A 20,703-nucleotide genomic window follows, 5' to 3' on the forward strand; every position below is an offset into this window, starting at 1 on the left:
CCCATTTTGGGATAAATTTGGCGATTGCGCTTCACCATTTGAAATTTCGGGTTGAATGGGCCGGGGGGGCAGGTAACATGAGCGCCTGATGGGCGAATCCCACATCGCTTCTATGGTTTGAAGGAAACAAAATGCATCTCTTGCTGGTCGATGGCTCCACTTATATTTTTCGCGCTTACCACGCCTTGCCACCGCTGGCACGCAAGTCAGATGGGTTGCCTGTTGGCGCTGTGTCCGGCTTTTGCAATATGCTTTATAAGTTGACGTTGGACTTTGAAGGCGAAGAAAACCCCACCCATATGGCGGTAATTTTCGACCATTCCGGCAAAAGCTTCCGCAATGATTTTTATCCTGATTACAAAGCGCATCGGCCGCCGGCACCCGAAGATCTTGTGCCGCAATTTCCGTTGACACGGGATGCAACGCGGGCATTTGGCATTGCCTCAGTGGAGCAGGAAGGTTTTGAAGCGGATGATTTGATTGCCACTTATGCGCGCCAGGCCGAAGCCAAAGGCATGCGGGTGACGATTGTGTCGAGCGATAAGGATTTGATGCAATTGGTGTCTGACAAGATCACCATGCTCGACACCATGAAAAACAAATGGATCAGCTTTGATGAGGTGCGCGAGAAATTTGGCTGCGGCCCAGACAAGGTGGTGGATATTCAATCGCTGGCAGGCGATAGCGTGGATAATGTGCCTGGCGTGCCGGGCATTGGCATTAAAACCGCGGCGCAATTGATCGAAGAATATGGCGATTTGGATACGCTATTGGCGCGTGCAGGCGAAATTAAACAGAATAAGCGCCGCGAAAATTTGATCGAATTTGCGGATCAAGCGCGTGTGTCGCGCGATTTGGTGCGATTGAAAGAAGATGTGCCGGTGGACGTACCGCTGGACGATTTGACACGCCAACCCATCAACGCCAGCGATGTGATCCCCTTCCTGAAGGCGATGGAATTCACTACCATCACAAAACGGGTGGCGGCTGCCCTTGATGCAGACGCAGAAGAAATTGAAGCGGATGAAAGCCTGGCGGCGGATGAAAGTGAAGTGGAAGCTGCCGCAAGCGTACCTTCTGGCGAGCACACCCCACAAGGCTTGTTCGAAAAACGCTTGGCAGAAGTGCAGGCCATTCCGGTGGACCATGATAAATATGAGATTGTCCGTACGCCCGACGCGCTGCAAAAATGGGTGGATGCCATTTGGGACAAAGGTCATGTGGCGATCGACACCGAAACTACAGGCCTTGATAATCAGCAAGCGGATTTGGTGGGCATTTGTCTTGCGGTGGAGATGGGCGAGGGGTGCTATATCCCGCTGCAACACAAATCTGGCGAAGGCGATTTGTTGGGTGGCGGCATGGCGCCAGACCAGCTGCCATTGGCTGATGTGTTGAGTGCGCTAAAGCCCGTTTTGGAGGCGCGTTCAATCCTCAAAATCGGGCAAAATATGAAATATGATATGGGCATGTTGATGCGCTATGGCATTGAAATGTCGCCCATAGATGACACCATGTTGATGTCCTATGTCACAGATGGCGCGCGCAATAATGGTATGGACGCATTGTCTGAAAAATGGCTGGGCCATACCCCAATCAAGTTCACCGATTTGGCAGGCACCGGCAAAAAACAAAAGACCTTTGATTTGCTGGAGATTGAAGCCGCAGCCAAATATGCGGCGGAAGATGCGGACATCACATTGCGCCTTTGGCATGTGCTGAAACAGCGCGTGGTGGCGGAAAAAGGCACAACTCTGTACGAAACTATTGAACGGCCACTGGTGCCCGTTTTGGCGCGGATGGAAGGGCGCGGCATTCACGTCAATCGGCAAATTTTAAGCCAATTGTCTGGCGAGTTTGCTCAACGCGCAGCAGCGCTGGAAGCAGAAGCGCACGAATTGGCGGGCGAGAAATTCAATGTCGGTTCGCCCAAGCAATTGGGTGATATTTTGTTTGGCAAAATGGAATTGCCGGGCGGCAAAAAAACCAAAACTGGCGCATGGCAAACCGGGGCTGGCGTGCTGGAAGATTTGGCGGCAGAAGGCAATGATTTGGCACAAAAAGTGTTGGATTGGCGCGGCCTGTCTAAATTGAAATCAACTTACACAGATGCGCTGCCAGAATATATCAACCCGCATACGGGCCGGGTGCACACATCTTACGCGCAAGCGGCGGTGGCCACCGGGCGACTATCCTCTTCTGATCCGAATTTGCAGAACATTCCGGTGCGCTCAGAAGATGGACGCAAAATCCGTACGGCCTTTGTGGCTGAAAAAGGCAAGAAGCTAATCTCGGCTGACTATAGCCAAATCGAATTGCGGGTGCTCGCCCATATTGCGGACATTGACGCGCTGAAAAATGCCTTTTCCGACGGGTTGGACATTCACGCAATGACCGCCTCAGAAATGTTCAATGTGCCGATTGAGGGCATGGACCCGATGGTGCGACGGCAAGCCAAGGCCATTAATTTTGGCATCATTTATGGCATTTCCGCCTTTGGCTTGGCGAACCAGCTTGGCATCTCGCGCTCAGAAGCCAGCGACTATATCAAAACCTATTTTGAGCGGTTCCCCGGCATTCAAGACTATATGAATGAGATGAAAAAGTTCGCGCATGATAAGGGCTATGTGGAAACGCTGTTTGGGCGCAAAGCCTTCTTCCCAGAGATCAACACCAAAAACCAAGGGCACCGCGCCTTTTATGAACGTGCGGCAATTAACGCCCCGATCCAAGGTACCGCGGCTGACATTATTCGCCGGGCGATGATCCGCATGGAAGCGGTGTTGCAGGAAAGCTCTGTGCCGGCAGATATGCTGCTGCAGGTGCACGATGAATTGATTTTTGAAGTGCCTGAAGAAGCGGCGAATGAAGCGATCCCGCTGATCCAAAAAGTCATGTGCGATGCGCCACAACCCGCCGTTCAACTCAGCGTGCCGCTCGAAGTGGATGCACGCGCCGCCGACAATTGGAATGACGCGCACTAACGTCTAACGCCACCGAATTGCCACTTTGAGGGCATAGCAAAATTTGCACACGCCCCTCAAAGTGGAACGAAACCATGACAAAATCATACATTCTCGCACCTTTGGTCCTGCTCGGCCTAGCCGTTGCATCTTATGTGGCTGAAGCGGTGCTTTACGGTGGTCGACTGGATGAAAACAACGTTGTGCAAGAAAGCTTTTTCTTGCCGCTTACTTTTATTTTGATCGCATTGGCCATTGTCAGCTTTGTTGGCCTCGGCGCCCGTCAAATGCTCAAAAAATAGCCCGAGCTGATGGTGCAGCCCGGGCGGTAGATTTAGTCGCAATTGCTGGCAGTTTTAAGCGTGTCCTCAAGGCCGAATAGATAGAAGCTCGCGGCGAAAAACTCATTCACCATATCTTCTTCGGGTTCGCCATTGAGCAACAACACGACCCCGCGTTTCCAATCGCGATTGTAAATCGCGAACGTCACCGCGCCGGGGTCGCCACCTGTGTGACCCCAAAAGGTTGTGCGCTCGGGCAATGGCCCTTTCAGGCGAAACTTCTCTAAAAATAGCCCATAGCCTTTTTCATCGCCCACATTCAGGCCTGCATATAGCTGCTGAAAATGCTCGGCGTCCAAAATGGTTTCGCCGTTGAAGCTACCTTCATTGATCATCATGCCCAAAAACGCGGAAAAATCTGAAATGGAAGACCGCAAGCCACCATCTGGCCAACTGGCCAAGCTGTAAGGACGGTTGGGATTGAAACCGGCCAGGGGCGCATCATAATAGGGGCGGGCCAACTCACCATCTTTAAAGTCGCCTAAATGCCAATGGGTATTTTTCATGCCCAGCGGATTAAACACGCGTTCTTCTGTCAATTGGTCATAGGGCATCTTTGTCGCTTGTGATACGGCATAGGCAGCAAGGGATGAGCCAATATTGCTGTAATGATATTGGCCAGGCTGTACAAAGTTGGCTGCCGCATCAAATTGAGTGCCGTTCGGGCTGAGATAGTCCGCCAAATAAACATCAAGCGGCATCGGGTGATCTTCATCTTGATGATAAGTGTTGGTGGAATAGTAAAACGACTCCCGGTCATTTATCCCGGCGCGATGCTGGGCCAAATCGGCAAAAGTCATGTTTTCTCCGTTTGGTGCCCCAATATTGAAGTTCACATAATCAGCGATCTTTTGATCGATTTGCAACTCACCGCGCGCAGCGGCTTGCATCATGCTTACGCCAATCAGCATTTTGGACGTTGAGCCAAGGGTGAAGGCTGTTTCGCCAGTTACTTTTTGCGCAGCTTCTAAATCGGCATAGCCGAAGCACAGTTTGCCAATTGCGCCTTCAGGCCCCACCAATGCCATCGCGGCACCGGGGATCTCTTGCGCCACCAGCATGTTCTCAAATTCAGATTTCAGGGCCGAAAACTCGTCATCCGCCCATGCAGGGGTCAAACTGCTGCTCAGCAGCATGCCTGCCATGATCCACCTAATCATTTCGCACTCCTTTGATGATGGAGGCTTAGAAATAAGTGCAAACAAAATTTGTTCAAGTGAAATTTAAAAGATAAAAAATTAAAATAATACTTTAATTTAATTCTGGCGTGCGTTAGATGTGCTAGTCGGCAGGAAATGTGCCTTCATAATAAATCATCTGGCTCCCCTGCAGCGCTTGGCTGCGGTAAAAGCCGTTGGCTTCATCATTGTCCAACTCGGTTGCAACCCAATAGCTTTGTGCGCCATGGGCTTGCCCCCATTTGAGGGTTGCGTCGAACAATGATGTGGCGATGCCCTTGCGCTTTTGGGTGGGCGCAACACCCAAATTATCAATGTAAAGCACGGGCGGTTCATCAGGGCTGAAATGCAAAATGGCGCGGATTTGGCCAACCACCAGATGGTCCAATTCGGCAACAGCCATAAAATGCCCGTCCTGCGCGCAAAATGCGTCCAGATATTGAGGGTGAATTGGGGCGTCAAAAACATCAGGCGCCACTGCATCCAATAGGTTCATGTTGGCGTGATTGATGATGTGAATATCTATGCCCATTGTTGCCTCCTGCTATCTACAGCATTGCGCAAACTTGAAACCCATTCAATCACCCCCATATCTGACCAACTTCATGCAATCCGGAGGCGGGGACCCCATGCGCGGAAATCAATTCACGAAAAAGACAGTTATGCTGGCGAGCATTTGCGCCGCCATATTGATGCCTAATGTGGCGCAAGCCGAGATGAACCAGGTAGGCACCATCTACCATTATGAGCGTTCAAATCATGATGGCAGCTTGCCTGAACATATTGCGGTCTATTACGCGGCGCGGGGCGAAGTTGAGGTGTATAAGGCGCAGGAAAAATGCACCAATGCCGCCTTTGTCCATGCGAAGATGGACCCGGAAACCGGGGTTGCTTCAACCATCACAGGTGCGCGGCTATTGCCCGATGCAGAGCATATGGATTTCGCCTTTCTCACTTATGATGAGATGGCTAAAGAGCTTTCAATTCGGGTTGACTTGCCCAACATGCCGGTGATCGAAAAGTCCACAAAAATCGCGCATACGCCGTGGCATCTCTATGATTTTGATTTTGCCAGCCTCACCATTGCCCACCAATTTGCCAAAGACCCAAAAGCAGATTTCTCATTTGGCTTGCCGTTATTATTGGCTGATCCAAGTTTGGAGCAGCCGTTGACGGACTTGGGCACCATCGAGGCGCAGCGTGATGAAAGCTACACGGCAGCATCCCATCGTTTTGTTTTGAATTTTGCTGGTAACGAAGAGCAGGTTGGCGAGTTGATCTTTAACCCGCTTTACGGCCATTTGGAATTTGCAAAGCTCAATATGCCAAACCATTTGGGCTACGAAAATTTTAAGCTGGATCTATTGTCGACCCAAAAAGCCGGCGAGAAAGGCTGGCATGCCTTCCTCACCGATCATTTTAAAGGTTGTTAGCTGGCGGCTAGCTCAGCCCGCCGTGCGGCGAGCTTGGGCTGCAGTGCCAGATACAGCGCTGAAATGGCAAAACAATAAATGGCATTGCCCCAGCTTTGCTGCGCCAGATTGATATTGGCGTCGATCAACATGCCGGAAATACCTGGCCCGGCAGCAGAGGCAAACACCATGCCCGCAATGGCCAAGGCCCGGATGCCGCCAATATGGGCTGTGCCATAAATCTCCGCCCACAAGGCCCCAGCGACAGAAGGGGCCATGCCGCCAGAAAAGGCGACAAAGATGAAGAATAGGGGGATGGCCCATTGGGCGTTAAAGCTGGCCATCACCAAGCTGGCAATGCCCATCGGCACCAAAAAGAAGGGCAAAAGCCGGAACGCGCCAAACCGGTCCACCAAAAAGCCTGTGACCAACGCCATGGTCACATTGGTGGCTGACATAAGCGGCAGCCATGCGGTGTAGGTCAGCACCGACCAACCTTTAATCTCCACCAAATGCGCTTGATGGAAGAAGTAAATCGTGGCCAAGGCAGGCAAGGTCATCGCGCCAAACACCAGCAGATAAAAAAGCGGGTCTTTAAGCACATTGGCACGGGTCCAAAATTCGCCCGTCACTTTGCCTTCTTCTTCCCCATCGGGGTTCACCTCACCACGCGCTTTCGCCCGTTTGCCATCCGGTGGGTCGCGCAGCAGGAAGGTGATGATCGGGATAAAGACGACAATCAGAATCGCGGCTGCAGCAATCCAAACATTACGCCATCCGATCGCCAAAATTCCCACTGTGACGGAGAAAGGCAAAATGGCTTCGCCAAGCGTGTAGCCCATTTGCGAGAAGGCCAGCGCCCGCCCGCGAAAGCGATTGAACCAGCGTGCCATGGCCGTTTGCGCCACATGGGGCAACATGCCTTGCCCAAAAAAGCGCAAGCCAAACAGTGCAAACACCAGCACCACCAAATTACCAACTTGCGACATAATCAGGGTCATCACTGCAAGGCCAACCAAACAGATAATGCCCAAAAGGCGCGGACCAATCCGGTCAGCCAGATTGCCGACAATGGAAATCAAAATCGCGCTGGCCAAGGTGGCGAGCATATAAAGCTGACCGAATTGACCATCGGTCAGATTAAAGAAACTGCGAATCTCAGTGTTGAATTGAGCGATAAAAATCGTCTGACCGCCCATGGAGGCGAAGGTCATCATAAAGCCAGCGCCGATCCATTGCACTTGCCGTCGATTAAGGTCCCGCAGCGGCGGGCTGGGAGAGATAAGAGACATTTGAATCACTTTCTGCCTTTTCTCGCAAACAAATCTGAACCCGCAACAGGTCAGGTCGCCATATGTCTGAAGAAAGATAATGTGGTTGGACCAAAACAGTTGATCCTATTTATGAATAAATTGCAAATTTTTACGGTTAACCATTACTTAACAAACCGCTCGATTTCCGCTAAAAGAATGGCTAACGTCCAAACATGCTTTCGAGCGCACGGGGAAATGGGGTTGTTAAGGGTGGCAAAATCTATTTTGCGATACGGGTTGGCTGTGGCGTTTTTGCTCCTTGCCGCATGGCCTGCTGCCTCACAGCAGGCGGTCAACCCGCTCACTCCCGAGCTGTTGGCAAAATATGCCCAAACCAAATTCCAACCGACTGATGAAAAACTTGCGATCGCCGCGCAGGAAAAGATTTGCCTGACTCAGGCGATCTATCATGAAGCACGCGGCGAGCCAGAAGATGGCCAATGGGCTGTGGCCCAAGTGATTCTCAATCGAGTTGAGCACCCAAAATATCCTGACAGCATTTGCGGCGTAGTATTCCAAAACTCGCACCGCATGCATGGCTGTCAATTCTCATTCGCCTGCGATGGCAAATCCGACAATGGCGGCAAGGGCAATCGTATCGTTCGTGAAAGCTGGGTGAAGGCTGGCTTGATTGCCAACACGGCTTTCAAACGCTTCCAACAGCGTGACCCGCTGGACGCATTGCCCACAACCGCGTTGTTTTATCACGCAGCACGCGTTTCACCGAGCTGGGCCACATCCTATCAGCCCGTGAAGAAGATCGGCGCCCACATTTTCTATACCCCACTATAAGGGCAAAAAATGCATACAGACCAAGCATTATGTTGGCGGGTTGAAGAGGCTTGCCAATTGGCTTGGCCGTCCTTGCATGCGCAAAATATTGGCGGTTATGTTTTCCGCTATAGCGGCTCAAACCGCTCGCGCCGTGCCAACTCTTTTAACCCTTTGAACGGTCAGCGTGCTCAGGGCGAAGATTTTATCACGCAGGCTGAGCAATTCTTCGAGCATTTTCAAATGCGCTCTTGCTTCCGTATGCCTGAAATCGGCGCTGAGCTGGATGACGTGCTTGCCGCCAAGGGCTATGCCCGCGAGGCTGAAACCATCACTCTTTATGCGTCAGACGTGTCGCATTTCACACAAGCTTCAGATGTTGAAATCTCAACAGAAAAGACACCTGAAAGCTGGCTGAATTTTTACTTTTCTCTTGCCGAAGAAGATGACCATCAGCGCCAAGTGTTTAGCGAAATGCTGAGTAAAGTTGCGCCACCAATTGCATATGGCGAGGCTATAATTGATGGGCAAGTGGGTGCGATTGCCTATGTTGTGCTGGTGAATGGCCTTGCGATCATTGAAGCAGTGGCGACCAACCCGAACTATCGACGCCAAGGCCTTGCCGCCAAGGTGGTGGGAAGTTTGCTCGCATGGGCACGGGTGCAAGGGTGCGCAGAGGCAGCGCTGCAAGTGGTGGCCGAAAATGAGCCCGCCACCAACCTTTATGCAAAACTAGGCTTTTCAACCGAACTGTATCGTTATCATTATCGCACGAAATAAGAGCGCATATGCGCCCTTATATTAAAGCCGTTTGATGGCGAACGATTTTATGGCGGCGACCAAAAAGTCGGTAAAGCCATCTGCCAATCGTTCATAACGGGTCACAAAATCTGGCGTATATTTGTACATATCCGCCAATCCCGCATAGCTATTGGCGTCCGGTTGTTTGTCCCACCATTGGCCAACCCATTTATGATGCAGCGCGATCAGGTCAAGCACCTCATCGTCGCCGGGCCCTTTGCCCGCCTGCATCATCAAAATCAAATCGCCTTCGATCTGTTGCAGCTGTGCCATACGCTCTTTCACAAGCCCATCCTCGCCGCCTGTGTGGTCTTGCACGGCTTGATCATATTTGCGATTTGATTTTTCAACTTCATCGCGCATCTGGCCGCCATGTTTGGCCACCAATTCATCCTGATAGGCTTTTTGCTTTTCGGGCGAAAAGCCTTTGTATAATTCTTCGTTGCTCATTTTGATTTCTCCGTTCAACTCAGCGATTGAGCGGTCAATCACCGTCAGTAAGGTTTGCTGACGATCCACATTTTGCGCCAACTTGTCGCGATGCTGCCTCATATGCTGCAGCCGATCAAAATCCGCGCCAGCCATCACGTGCTGGATTTCCTTTAACGGCATATCCATTTCGCGAAAAAACATGATTTGCTGCAAACGCAACAATTCGTCTCGCGTGTAATAGCGATAGCCATTCTCGCCAACATAGGCAGGCTCCAGCAGCCCAATCTGATCATAATGATGCAAGGTGCGCACGGTGACGCCTGCCATCTCTGCCACTTGTTTGATCAAATAAGTTTTCACTGTCGTCCTGCCTTTCCGCTGACAACCCAAATAGGGGCTGACGCCGCGTTAGGGTCAAGCCTTGGGCATAAAAAAAGTGGCTCCCGAAGGAGCCACAAAAAAAGGAGGATGAAATAATAGTGATGCTTAGGCGGCAGCCAGTTTTGGCCCCGCATCAGCAAGTTCGATGGCGCTTGCACCGAATTTCTTGAAGTTCTCTTCAAACAATTTAACCAGTTTAGCCGCTTGCGCATCATAGGCTGAAGCATCTTCCCAAGTGGCGCGTGGTGTGAGCAATTGTGCATCCACACCATCAACAGCAACTGGCACTTCAAAGCCGAAGATTGGATCAACGCGCATTTCTGCATTCACCAACTCGCCAGACAAAGCAGCTGAAAGCAGCGTACGTGTATCTTTAATGGAGATACGATTGCCTGTGCCATAGGCACCACCGGTCCAGCCTGTGTTGAGCAACCAGCATTCTGCCAAGCTATCGCGAATCTGCTTTTTCAGCATCTTGCCGTAAACGCTTGGGTGCAGCGACATGAATGGAGCGCCAAAGCAAGCAGAGAAAGTCGCTTGCGGCTCAGTCACACCACGCTCTGTGCCTGCCACTTTTGCAGTATAGCCAGACAAGAAGTGATAAATTGCTTGCTCAGGTGTCAACCGTGCGATTGGAGGCAATACGCCAAACGCATCAGCAGTGAGCAACATCACTGTTTTTGGTACTGGACCAATGCCAGTGCGTGACACATTTTCGAGGGCGGTCAGCGGATAGGCTGCGCGGGTGTTTTCAGTCAAAGAACCGTCATTAAAGTCAGGCTTTAATGTTTCTTCGTCCAAAATCACATTTTCTAAAACGGTGCCGAAACGTTCAGTCGCCGCGAAAATCTCAGGCTCAGCCTGACGCGACAGATTGATGGTTTTGGCATAGCAGCCGCCTTCAAGGTTGAACACGCCATCAGCAGTCCAGCCATGCTCGTCATCACCGATCAACACGCGATTTGGGTCGGTTGAAAGCGTGGTTTTGCCAGTGCCGGAAAGGCCGAAGAACAAAGCGGTGTCGCCTGCTTCGCCAATATTGGCAGAACAGTGCATCGGCAACACGCCATTTTGTGGCGCGTGGAAGTTGAACAAGGAAAACACAGATTTTTTGATCTCGCCAGCATAGAAGGTGCCGCCGATCACCACCATGTTGCGGGTGAAATCGAGCGCGATCACTGTTTCTGAGCGAGTGCCGTGGCGTGCAGGGTCTGCCTTGAATGACGGCATGTGCACAATGGTGACATTGGCATCAAAGTCGCTCAATGCGTTTAGCGCCGGACGGATCAGCAAATTGCGGATGAACAAAGCGTGCCACGCATTTTCAGTGAACACTTCAACATTCAATTGCTGGCTCACGTCAGCACCGGCATAAAGTTGCTGCACGAACAAATCTTTGCCCTCAGCGCTGTCCAACATGTCTGCAAGCAACAGGTCAAACTTTTCTGGGGTCATCGCTTTCGCATTGTCCCACCACACAGTGTCGTGGGTCAGCGCATCATCAACAATAAACTTATCATTTGCAGAGCGCCCAGTGTGTTGGCCGGTTGTGGCCACAACCGCGCCATCTGCACTCAACTCAACTTCATTGCGCGCAAGGGCTTTTTCAACCAATTTTGGCGCTTTGTCATTAAACGAGAGATTGGCCGCCAAAGACTTGATTTTTGAGTTTACGTCGGCCCGCGTGATGGTGCTCATCGCTCTATTCCATGTGATTGTTGAAAATTCGCTGGGACAAATTTTTGCTGCTCATGGCCCAGTTCCTGCCCTCAACCTACAGATTAGGTGGTGCGATTGCATTTAGAGATAGGTCTTAATACCTTCGTCTAAGATTGGATATTTTCGAAAAAGTATAAAAATTATAATGGCTTAGCTAGACTGGTCGTCATTAACCACAATCTGATTGTAAAGATTGCATTACAATAAATTCGCGAAACCTTGCAACGGACACAATTTGTGCGCATTTTGTGAGCTAAGAGGCGAGCAGAATTGAAAAATTCGGTTTAAAAAATGGAACAATGCGCAGCCGCTCATGTTATGTTTCATCAAGCCGAACGAAAGGGATGATTTATGCCAAAAATCGCACTGGTTGATGACGACCAAAATATTCTGGCGTCAGTCTCAATGACATTGGAAGCCGAAGGCTATCGCGTCAATACATATACAGATGGCGCATCTGGCCTTGAAGGTTTGACATCTGACATGCCTGATCTGGCGATTTTGGACATTAAGATGCCGCGCATGGATGGCATGGAATTGTTGCGTCGTCTGCGGCAAAAATCAGACCTGCCAGTGATTTTTCTCACCTCAAAAGATGATGAGATTGATGAATTGTTTGGCCTGAAAATGGGCGCGGACGATTTTATCACCAAGCCATTTTCTCAGCGCTTGCTGGTGGAGCGCGTGAAAGCCATTTTGCGCCGTGCACAAGCCCGTGGCGATGCGCAAAGCACAGGCGGCAGTGGCGACCAACCGCAAGGCAAGTCAGTGATTGAACGTGGCCGCTTGGCCATGGATCAGGAGCGCCACACCTGCACATGGGACGGCAAAAATGTGACCCTAACGGTGACCGAATTTTTGATCCTATTTGCATTGGCGCAACGGCCAGGCGTGGTCAAAAGCCGTGACAGCTTGATGGACGCAGCCTATGATGATCAGGTTTATGTGGACGACCGGACCATCGACAGCCATATCAAACGCTTGCGCAAGAAATTCCGCGTTGTTGACAAAGAGTTTGATATGATCGAAACCCTTTACGGGGTCGGGTATCGCTTTAAGGAGCAATAGGCTTTTTGACGCTGGAAAAATCAGCACACCATGATCAAGATGACGAGATGCAGGAGAGGGCAGAGCCCGCCACCTCTGCATCGATGGATGATCTTGACACACGTCCAAGCGGAACCCCGCCCAAAAAAGCCAATCCGCTGGTGCTGAGCTATCGCGCTGCGCGGCGCTGGCTTTCTTTCACAATCTTTTCGTCACTCACCCGCCGCATTGTAATTCTCAATGTGGTGGCGCTGGCGGCGCTTGTGGGCGCGATTATCAACCAAACTCAATGGCGGTCTGGCCTGATCAATGCGCAAGTGGACAGTTTGCGGGTGCAAGGTGAAATCATCGCTGGCGCCATTGCGGCATCGGCCACGGTCGATAGTGACGTGATCACCCTCGACCCCGACAAGTTTTTACAATTGCAAGGCGATGCGCCGCTCTCCACGCTTAGCTTTTTCGACCCCAGCCTTGAATTTCCCATCAATCCCGAGCGGGTTGCGCCATTGCTGCGCAACTTGATCACGCCAACTGGCACGCGGGCGCGGATCTATGACCGTAATGGACTGATGATTTTGGATAGTGAAGACCTCTATATCCAAGGCGAAGTGCTGGGCACCACGCCACAATCGGCCCCGCGCGAGAATTTCTTTTTGATCGAATGGGTCAACCGCCTTTTCCGTATGTTGGCCGCGCGAGAATTTCCGCGCTATCAGGAATATGGCTCCACCGAAGGCACCAAATATCCTGAAGTTGCCTCTGCCATGTCGGGCGCCGCCGCTTCTATTGTGCGCGTAGATTCAACCGACAGGTTGGTCGTGTCCGTCGCCGTGCCTGTGAAGCGTTTGCGCGCCAATGTGGGCGTTTTGCTGTTGTCCACTCAACCCGGCACTATTGATACCATTGTTGAAAAAGAACGGTGGAATGTGGTGCGCATATTCGTGATTGCGGCAACCATCACCACATTGGTGTCTCTGTTGCTCGCCAGCACCATCGCCGGCCCCATGCGCCGCTTGTCTGCGGCCGCGCAACGGGTGCGCCGTTCCATCAAAGACCGGGAAGAAATTCCTGATTTCACCCAGCGCCCAGACGAAATTGGCCTCTTATCTGGCTCGCTACGCGATATGACCAACGCGCTATATAATCGGATTGAAGCGATCGAAAGTTTTGCTGCAGATGTGGCGCACGAATTGAAAAACCCGCTCACCTCATTGCGCAGCGCTGTTGAAACCTTGCCCTTGGCCAAAAAGGAAGAAGACCGTGCCCGGCTTGCTGGTATCATTCAACATGATGTGCGTCGTTTGGACCGGTTGATTTCAGATATTTCAAATGCCTCGCGGTTGGATGCGGAGCTGGCGCGTGAAACCGCTGATCGCGTCAACCTGCTCAGCCTGACCGAAACCATTGTGTCGATTCAGGAAGACAATGCGGCAAAACGCAAAGTTAGCATCGCGCTTGAAAATAATATTGGCGACGAGACGGCTGAAATTATCGGTCACGATTCACGCCTTGCCCAAGTGGTGACCAATTTGATCGACAATGCCGTATCCTTTTCGCCTGAAAACAGCGAAGTAACGGTGCAGCTGGAAGTGGATGGGCGCTGGGTTGAATTGCGCGTACGCGACGAAGGTCGCGGCATTCGTGGCGACACCAACAAAGTGTTCCAACGTTTTTATACTGACCGACCAGAAGGCGAGAAATTTGGCGACCATTCTGGGTTGGGCCTATCAATTTCAAAGCAGATCGTTGAAGCGCATTTAGGGGAAATTAACGCCCATAACCGCAACGATAGGTCAGGCGCAGAATTTATTGTTAGACTACCTCGCGCTGAATAGGAGGGGACTTTATGGCGGACGAAGCTGAAAACATTTTTGCAACTGGCATTGTTTACGACGGAATTGGCATTCTCATTCGCGGCGAAAGCGGCGCGGGCAAATCACTATTATCGTTCGATTTGATGGACCGAGCGGAATCGCGCGGCAAAGAATCGGGCTTGATTTCCGACGATAGAATTTTGGTGGAAGCGATTGATGGCGAACTGATCGCCACAGCGCCTGAACAAATTAAGGGGCAGATCGAATTGCGCGGCTTTGGCATTGTGGATCGCCCGGTGATCGAGCGGCACGCCATTCAATTGATCGTCGATATCTCAGCAGAAATGGATCGGATGCCCGAAAATGAGGAGTTTGAAACCGAACTGCTCGGGGTGAAATTACACTGTGTGCCGGTGCCTTCGCGCAGCTTGATCGATTCGGTGCATCAGCGCCTTTTGGTGCTGGAAGCCTTGCGCAAGATCAAGAAGACCAGCACATAACGGCACAAAAAGCATTTGGTGTCAGGGCGGATTGCCGTTAAACTTTAGCGGTGAGTAAATTGTGCGCTGCGGCGTGATCAAGGGGCAAATAATATGATCGGTATGGTGCTTGTGACCCATGGGGCATTGGCAGATGAGTTTAAGGCTGCGCTGGAACATGTGGTTGGGCCGCAGGAACAATGTGCGGCTGTTTGCATTGGGCCGGACGACGATATGGAAGTACGCCGCCAAGATATTCTAACTGCAGTGCATGACGTGGATAGCGGCCAAGGTGTGGTGATTCTCACCGACATGTTTGGGGGCACGCCCTCCAATCTAGCCATTTCCGTGATGGAAAACCGCGAAGTTGAAGTGATCGCCGGGGTAAACTTGCCCATGCTAGTGAAACTGGCACGGGTGCGCCCTGAGCTGGATATGAACACCGCAGTGCATGAAGCGCAAGAAGCGGGCCGCAAATATATCAACGTAGCCAATGATGTGCTTGGGGGCGTTTAAACGAGCCTCATGCCTAATTCATCGCATCCAGAAAAATCCTTCGGGCAACTTTTGCGCATCTGCAATCGGCGCGGGCTCCATGCCCGTGCGTCTGCGCGCTTTGCCCGCACTTCTGAATGTTTTGATGCCGATATAACCGTTACCCGCGATGGGCAAACGGTGGGCGGTTCATCCATTATGGGCCTGATGTTGTTGGCGGCAGGGCCGGGTTCGACCATCTTGGTGAAAACCAAAGGCCCGCAGGCGCGCGAAGCACTGGATGCATTGGTGCAATTGGTTGAAAATGGCTTCGATGAAGACACAGAAGCGGGCCAAGAAGACGCGTCTTAAATTGATCAAACATTGATTTTGGCCGCGCCCATGCCAATATGCGAGTGAACAGCTTTTGGAGGGACCATGCGCGGCATCGTCTTTATCATGTTTTTTGCCATTGGCGGCATTGTTGGGGCGCAGTTCCCAGGATTCACCAGCCAATATGAACAGCGTTTGGATGGAGCAATTGAAGAATTGCGCACCATCATTACCCGTTTTGATGAAGATGCTGCAGAGCAAAATCTCACCCGCCAGCAAGCGCTGGAAACTTATGATCGGGCAAGCGACGAATTTTTGGTCAAGCAAGGCAGTTCTATGCGCCAGATTTTCACGCGCTTTGATAAACTGACAACCCACCAAGAAACCTTGCAAAATGCTAACATCGCTGAACAGGCGATGGGCTTTGTGCAATATTTTGATCCTGAATTGGCGCAAGCCACTTGGGCGCAATATGATGTTTCGGTGCCGCTAAATCCTGAAGGCGGCCTGTTCGCGTTTCTAGGTGGCGTGGCGGCTTGGTTCGCTGCCCTTTGCGGCTGGACAGTGGCGCGCCTTCCATTTCGGCGTCGTAACCGCGTGCGCATCAGCAGCTAATCAGGCATATAAATAAATCTTTATATCTTTATTGAATGGTCAACCTTTGACCGCTATAACACGGGCAAACTGATTTTAAGGAGACCCGTGAATGAGCGCGTTGACCCAAGAATATGCTGTAAAAGACCTCAGCTTGGCAGATTATGGCCGCAAAGAAATTGAAATGGCCGAGGTGGAAATGCCGGGCCTTATGGCCATCCGCCAAGAATTTGCCGCATCCCAACCGTTGAAGGGCGCGCGCATTGCAGGCTCTTTGCACATGACCATCCAAACAGCTGTGTTGATCGAAACATTGGTGGCTCTGGGTGCAGAAGTGCGCTGGGCATCTTGCAACATTTATTCAACCCAAGATCACGCCGCCGCGGCGATTGCCGCTGCAGGCATTCCAGTGTTTGCCCACAAAGGCGAAACTTTGGAAGAATATTGGGACTTTGCTGACCGCTTGTTCGAATTCGACAATGGCGAAATGGCCAACATGATTTTGGATGATGGCGGCGACGCCACCATGTTGGTGCTCAACGGCGCGAAAGCCGAACAAGATCCATCATTCTTGGAAAACCCATCTAACGAAGAAGAAGAAGTGTTTTTTGCCACGATCAAAAAACGGTTGGCGAAAGATTCTAGCTTCTATTCACGTGTACGCGACAGCATCAAAGGTGTTTCTGAGGAAACAACCACCGGTGTGATCCGTTTGTATCAATTGCAGGAAAAAGGCGAATTGCCATTCCCAGCAATCAATGTGAACGACAGCGTGACCAAATCTAAGTTCGACAACAAATATGGTTGTCGCGAAAGCTTGGTGGATGCGATCCGCCGCGGCACAGACGTGATGATGGCAGGCAAAGTGGCCATTGTTTGTGGTTATGGCGATGTGGGCAAAGGGTCCGCCGCTTCTCTGCGTGGTGCCGGCGCCCGCGTGATGGTCACCGAAGTAGACCCGATCTGCGCCTTGCAAGCAGCGATGGACGGCTATGAAGTGGTAACCCTCGAAGACGACATTGAGCGTGCAGACATTGTGGTTACCGCCACAGGCAACAAAGACATTTTGACCCTTGATCATATGCGCCGCCTGAAAGATATGGCAATCGTGGCCAACATTGGTCACTTCGACAATGAAATTCAGGTTTCTGCACTGCGCAACCAAAAATGGACCAACATCAAGCCTCAAGTGGACATGATCGAGTTCCCGCAAGGCAACCGCATGATCCTCTTGTCGCAAGGCCGCTTGGTGAATCTGGGCAACGCCACAGGTCATCCAAGCTTTGTGATGAGTGCGTCTTTCGCCAACCAGACCTTGGCGCAAATCGAACTGTTCGCCCATGGCGAAAAGTACGAAAACAAAGTTTATGTGCTGCCAAAACACTTGGACGAAAAAGTTGCTGCACTGCATTTGGAGAAATTGGGCGCCAAGCTGACCAAGCTCTCAAAAGAGCAAGCCGATTACATCGGTGTTGAGCAAAATGGACCGTTCAAATCTGAGCAATATCGCTATTGAGATTCATTTGCAGACATTTATCCAAAGGGGCGTGCAAAACGCCCCTTTTTTTTGCCCAAAACGCATTTTGACTCTTGTTGCGCGATTCGCCGAAGCGGTATGGTGAAGTGATTCGTTGAGCGGGCAGCGATTTGATTAATTTTTAAGGGGCAAAACATGGGGCCGGTCAAATTCCGGATTGATAGAGGAGTCGCTAAACTAGGTTGCGCAACTCTTGCTATGTTGGCCGCAAAACCAGCCCTCGCTCAAACAAATATATCTACCGAACAGCTTGTTGCCACCACCCCATTGGCCGTTGCCATGGGCGCATTGCTGTGTGGTGGTGTGGCCACCTATATGGCCCTTCGCCAACACCGCAAAGCCGAACTTTTGCGGGTGAAAACCCAGCGCCAGCTTGCCGAAATGAGCGCTGCGCTGGACGAAAAAGGTGCAATTTTGCATGGCATGCGCGAAGTGACGTTGATTTGGCGGGGCGATGAAGGCCGTGCCGATTCCATCGGCCCCATCCAAGCCACCATCCCAACCTGCCAGCGCATCGATGATATTTTGGATTTCAAAAGCTGGTTGGACGCAAAGGCGGCAATTGAAGTTTCATTCAAGCTAGATGAGCTGCAAGCGCAAGGGCGTGAATTCGAATATCGAGCCCCCGGATTGGGTGACCGTGACTACCGCATCTCTGGCCGCGTGGTCGCAGGCAAGCCGCTTATCCGCATCTCGCCGCGTGAAGCGGAAGTGGATGAGCCCTATGTGTTGGCCGAAACGCGCAATAATGTGCCCACCATTGAAACCTATGCGGCGCTGATTGATAAGTTCAACCACCCAGCATGGGTACGCAATTTTCAGGGGCAGTTGGTCAAGGTCAACGAAGCCTATTTGAAAATGGCTTTGGGCGGGGCAGGGCTTGATCCGGAACAGCCGATTCCAGAACTCTTCGATGAAGAAACGCTTGCCCGACATCGTCGTCTTGATCCGTTAGATGGTGGTCCCCTTTCAGTGACCGAAGAGCATGATGATTTTGGCGTGTTAGACGTCACCATGTTCAAACTGGCCGATGGCACCGCTGGCTATGCGGTGCAGGGCCTCGCCTCGAACGAAGACAAAAACGACCCCAAAGCCAGCTTCCTAACCGCGGCCATCAATGAATTGCGCACACCGGTTGCTGTGTTCGACGGCGCGGGGCAGCTCACCCATTTCAATAAGGCATTTGGCGAATTTTGGGAAATGGATGTGGCCTGGCTGGAAACTCAGCCAAGTGAAAAGGCGATTTTGGATCGCTTGCGCACCCAGGGTAAATTGCCCATGGAGCCAGATTATAAAAAATGGCGTGCGCAACATCTGGAGGCATACGGCCTTAAGAAAACGCGCGAGACCATGTGGCATTTGCCAAGCGGCCAAGTGCTGAATGTGATTGCGTCACCTGCGCCGCACGAACGCGGCGTGATTTATGTTTATCACAATGTGACTGAGCAATTGGCGCTCGAAAGCCGCTATAACGCGCTCATTCATGTGCAAGACGAAACCCTGAACGCGTTGTCAGAAGCAGTGGCCGTGTTTGGCACTGATGGCCGATTAAAATTGCATAATGCGCAGCTTTCTCGCATCTGGAAGCTGCCAATGAACAAGCTGAACAAGCAAACCCACATTGCCGATATCGCCGCCATCAGCGCGGAAACGCTGCCAGAAGATGGGGATCGCATTTGGAGCGAGCTTAAAGTTGACATTCTGGATCTTGATGCAGAGCGCCACGACAAAAAAGGCCGCATTGTCCGCTCCGATAATCGCTTGATTGACTACGCCATTGTGCGCCTGCCCGATAGCCAGACGCTGGTGACCTTTGTGGACGTGACCGAAGGCGCATCCTTTGAGAAGGTGCTGAAAGAACGTAACGAAGCGTTGGAAACAGCTGATAAGCTTAAAGATGCTTTTGTTCAAAACATCTCATACGAGTTCCGCTCACCACTGACCAATATTATTGGCTTTGCCGATTTGTTGGCCAGCGAGGCAGCTGGACCTTTGAACGATAAGCAAAAAGATTACACCAATTTCATTCGCGCGTCGTCAAGCTCGCTTGGATTGCTGATCGATAATATTTTGGACCTGACCACCATCGACGCAGGCATTGCCGAGCTACAAACCGATGTGTTGGACGTGCATGCCTTAGTGGAAAAAGCACGCAAAGGTGTGTTGGCCGCGCTGCAGGTGGGCAGCAATGAAGTGCCGATCAATCTTGAAATCTCGATTGATGACAATTTGCCAACCTTTGTAGCGGACGGCACACGCATTGTGCAGGTGCTCTACAATCTTCTTTCCAACGCGGTGCGATATTCCGACCCAGGCGCTCAGGTGCGCTTGGATGTGTTTGAACGCGGCGGCCGCATTCTCTTTGTGGTGGAAGACGAGGGCGTCGGCATCCCTGATGACATCATTGCCTCCGTGTTTGATCGGTTTGAAGGCAAGGCCGTGGAAGGTCGCCAGCGCGGCGCCGGTTTGGGCCTTTCCATCGTGAAAACATTCGTCCATATGCATGGCGGCACCGTCGCCATTGAGCGTTTGCAACCGCGTGGCACCAAAGTCACCGTCAACTTGCCCGCCGAACAGGTGGCCAAAGGCGCCGCTGAATAATGGGCCAAGCTGACCAGCTATCAATCATCTTAGTGAGTGAGCACGCCACAATGGCGTTTGCGCAAATGCTACATGCACAATTGCAACCCGGTGACATCGTCACGCTCACAGGCGATTTGGGCGCAGGCAAAAGCTTTCTTGCGAGATCTTTGCTGCGCCATGCAGCGGATGATTCAGAATTGGAAGTGCCAAGCCCAACCTTCTCGCTGGTGCAGAATTACCAACTGAACAATCAATCCTATCTGCATGCCGATCTTTATCGCTTGAGCGACGAAAGTGAGGCGGATGAATTGGGCTTGTTCGATGATGACCAGGCAATTCTTTTGATCGAGTGGCCGGAGCGCTTGCCAGAGTTGACAGCGCGTGCGCCATTTAACCTCTCCCTACATTTGATTTCCGAAATGCCAGAAGGTCGCACATTGCATATTTCTGGTGATGCAAATCGGCTGGAAGCCCTTGCCCAACTGCTCGAATCCGGCTCAGATAGCGGCATCAAACTGATTTAAAGGCAAC

General features: G+C 51.5%; 19 protein-coding genes. 14 read left to right on the forward strand and 5 right to left on the reverse strand.

Annotated features, from left to right (window positions below; genetic code table 11):
• Positions 1-131 precede the first annotated feature (131 nt).
• A complete protein-coding gene (gene polA, locus ATL17_RS15695) occupies positions 132-2,984 on the forward strand; it encodes a DNA polymerase I (RefSeq protein ID WP_133573755.1) in 2,853 nt (950 codons plus the stop codon).
• A 74-nt stretch (positions 2,985-3,058) separates the two neighbouring features.
• Positions 3,059-3,265, forward strand: coding sequence for a DUF3955 domain-containing protein (locus tag ATL17_RS15700; protein WP_133573756.1), 207 nt, complete (start codon positions 3,059-3,061; stop codon positions 3,263-3,265).
• Positions 3,266-3,297: 32 nt separating this feature from the next.
• Here ATL17_RS15700 and ATL17_RS15705 read toward each other — a convergent pair whose 3' ends face one another.
• Positions 3,298-4,464, reverse strand: a complete 1,167-nt coding sequence (locus tag ATL17_RS15705) for a serine hydrolase domain-containing protein (RefSeq protein WP_133573757.1) — start codon at positions 4,462-4,464, stop codon at positions 3,298-3,300.
• 121 nt (positions 4,465-4,585) lie between these two features.
• On the reverse strand, positions 4,586-5,014 hold the full coding sequence (locus tag ATL17_RS15710) for a GNAT family N-acetyltransferase (RefSeq protein WP_133573758.1): 429 nt from the start codon (positions 5,012-5,014) through the stop codon (positions 4,586-4,588).
• Between the two features lie 97 nt (positions 5,015-5,111).
• On the opposite strand from ATL17_RS15710, the gene ATL17_RS15715 reads away from it, so the two are divergent.
• On the forward strand, positions 5,112-5,915 hold the full coding sequence (locus ATL17_RS15715) for a hypothetical protein (protein ID WP_133573759.1): 804 nt from the start codon (positions 5,112-5,114) through the stop codon (positions 5,913-5,915).
• Here the strand turns inward: ATL17_RS15715 and ATL17_RS15720 are convergent.
• The gene (locus ATL17_RS15720; protein WP_133573760.1) at positions 5,912-7,186 is read right to left on the reverse strand and encodes an MFS transporter; all 1,275 of its coding nucleotides are present in this window, start codon (positions 7,184-7,186) and stop codon (positions 5,912-5,914) included. The two genes, ATL17_RS15715 and ATL17_RS15720, sit on opposite strands and share 4 nt — an antisense overlap.
• A 264-nt stretch (positions 7,187-7,450) precedes the next feature.
• On the opposite strand from ATL17_RS15720, the gene ATL17_RS16960 reads away from it, so the two are divergent.
• Both ATL17_RS16960 and ATL17_RS15730 read left to right on the forward strand, forming a co-directional pair.
• The gene (locus ATL17_RS16960) at positions 7,451-7,999 is read left to right on the forward strand and encodes a cell wall hydrolase (RefSeq protein WP_166639066.1); all 549 of its coding nucleotides are present in this window, start codon (positions 7,451-7,453) and stop codon (positions 7,997-7,999) included.
• 9 nt (positions 8,000-8,008) lie between these two features.
• On the forward strand, positions 8,009-8,758 hold the full coding sequence (locus tag ATL17_RS15730; protein WP_133573762.1) for a GNAT family N-acetyltransferase: 750 nt from the start codon (positions 8,009-8,011) through the stop codon (positions 8,756-8,758).
• 21 nt (positions 8,759-8,779) lie between these two features.
• On the opposite strand, the gene ATL17_RS15735 is transcribed toward ATL17_RS15730, so the two are convergent.
• Both ATL17_RS15735 and ATL17_RS15740 read right to left on the reverse strand, forming a co-directional pair.
• Positions 8,780-9,571, reverse strand: a complete 792-nt coding sequence (locus ATL17_RS15735) for a MerR family transcriptional regulator (RefSeq protein WP_133573763.1) — start codon at positions 9,569-9,571, stop codon at positions 8,780-8,782.
• Between the two features lie 126 nt (positions 9,572-9,697).
• Positions 9,698-11,290, reverse strand: a complete 1,593-nt coding sequence (locus tag ATL17_RS15740; RefSeq protein WP_133573764.1) for a phosphoenolpyruvate carboxykinase — start codon at positions 11,288-11,290, stop codon at positions 9,698-9,700.
• 372 nt (positions 11,291-11,662) lie between these two features.
• On the opposite strand from ATL17_RS15740, the gene ATL17_RS15745 reads away from it, so the two are divergent.
• The 9 genes from ATL17_RS15745 to tsaE all read left to right on the forward strand — a co-directional run bounded on the left by ATL17_RS15745 (position 11,663) and on the right by tsaE (position 20,696).
• On the forward strand, positions 11,663-12,379 hold the full coding sequence (locus ATL17_RS15745; protein ID WP_133573765.1) for a response regulator transcription factor: 717 nt from the start codon (positions 11,663-11,665) through the stop codon (positions 12,377-12,379).
• 5 nt (positions 12,380-12,384) lie between these two features.
• Complete coding sequence (locus ATL17_RS15750; RefSeq protein ID WP_246028736.1) at positions 12,385-14,193, forward strand: stimulus-sensing domain-containing protein; 1,809 nt, start codon at positions 12,385-12,387, stop codon at positions 14,191-14,193.
• A gap of 11 nt (positions 14,194-14,204) precedes the next feature.
• The gene (locus ATL17_RS15755) at positions 14,205-14,672 is read left to right on the forward strand and encodes an HPr kinase/phosphorylase (RefSeq protein ID WP_133573766.1); all 468 of its coding nucleotides are present in this window, start codon (positions 14,205-14,207) and stop codon (positions 14,670-14,672) included.
• A 93-nt stretch (positions 14,673-14,765) separates the two neighbouring features.
• Positions 14,766-15,167 (forward strand): PTS sugar transporter subunit IIA, encoded by a 402-nt coding sequence (locus ATL17_RS15760; RefSeq protein WP_133573767.1) that lies wholly within the window; start codon positions 14,766-14,768, stop codon positions 15,165-15,167.
• 9 nt (positions 15,168-15,176) lie between these two features.
• Positions 15,177-15,497: an HPr family phosphocarrier protein gene (locus ATL17_RS15765; protein ID WP_133573768.1), complete on the forward strand. Its 321-nt coding sequence runs from the start codon at positions 15,177-15,179 to the stop codon at positions 15,495-15,497.
• Positions 15,498-15,563: 66 nt separating this feature from the next.
• On the forward strand, positions 15,564-16,073 hold the full coding sequence (locus ATL17_RS15770; protein WP_133573769.1) for a DUF2937 family protein: 510 nt from the start codon (positions 15,564-15,566) through the stop codon (positions 16,071-16,073).
• A 91-nt stretch (positions 16,074-16,164) separates the two neighbouring features.
• Positions 16,165-17,568, forward strand: a complete 1,404-nt coding sequence (ahcY, locus tag ATL17_RS15775; protein ID WP_133573770.1) for an adenosylhomocysteinase — start codon at positions 16,165-16,167, stop codon at positions 17,566-17,568.
• 219 nt (positions 17,569-17,787) lie between these two features.
• The gene (locus ATL17_RS15780; protein ID WP_166639067.1) at positions 17,788-20,190 is read left to right on the forward strand and encodes a sensor histidine kinase; all 2,403 of its coding nucleotides are present in this window, start codon (positions 17,788-17,790) and stop codon (positions 20,188-20,190) included.
• Positions 20,190-20,696, forward strand: a complete 507-nt coding sequence (gene tsaE, locus ATL17_RS15785) for a tRNA (adenosine(37)-N6)-threonylcarbamoyltransferase complex ATPase subunit type 1 TsaE (protein ID WP_133573772.1) — start codon at positions 20,190-20,192, stop codon at positions 20,694-20,696. The genes ATL17_RS15780 and tsaE overlap by 1 nt, the downstream gene beginning before the upstream one ends.
• Positions 20,697-20,703: the final 7 nt, after the last annotated feature.

The organism is Maritalea mobilis (genome assembly GCF_004363175.1).
Lineage (GTDB): Bacteria > Pseudomonadota > Alphaproteobacteria > Rhizobiales > Devosiaceae > Maritalea > Maritalea mobilis.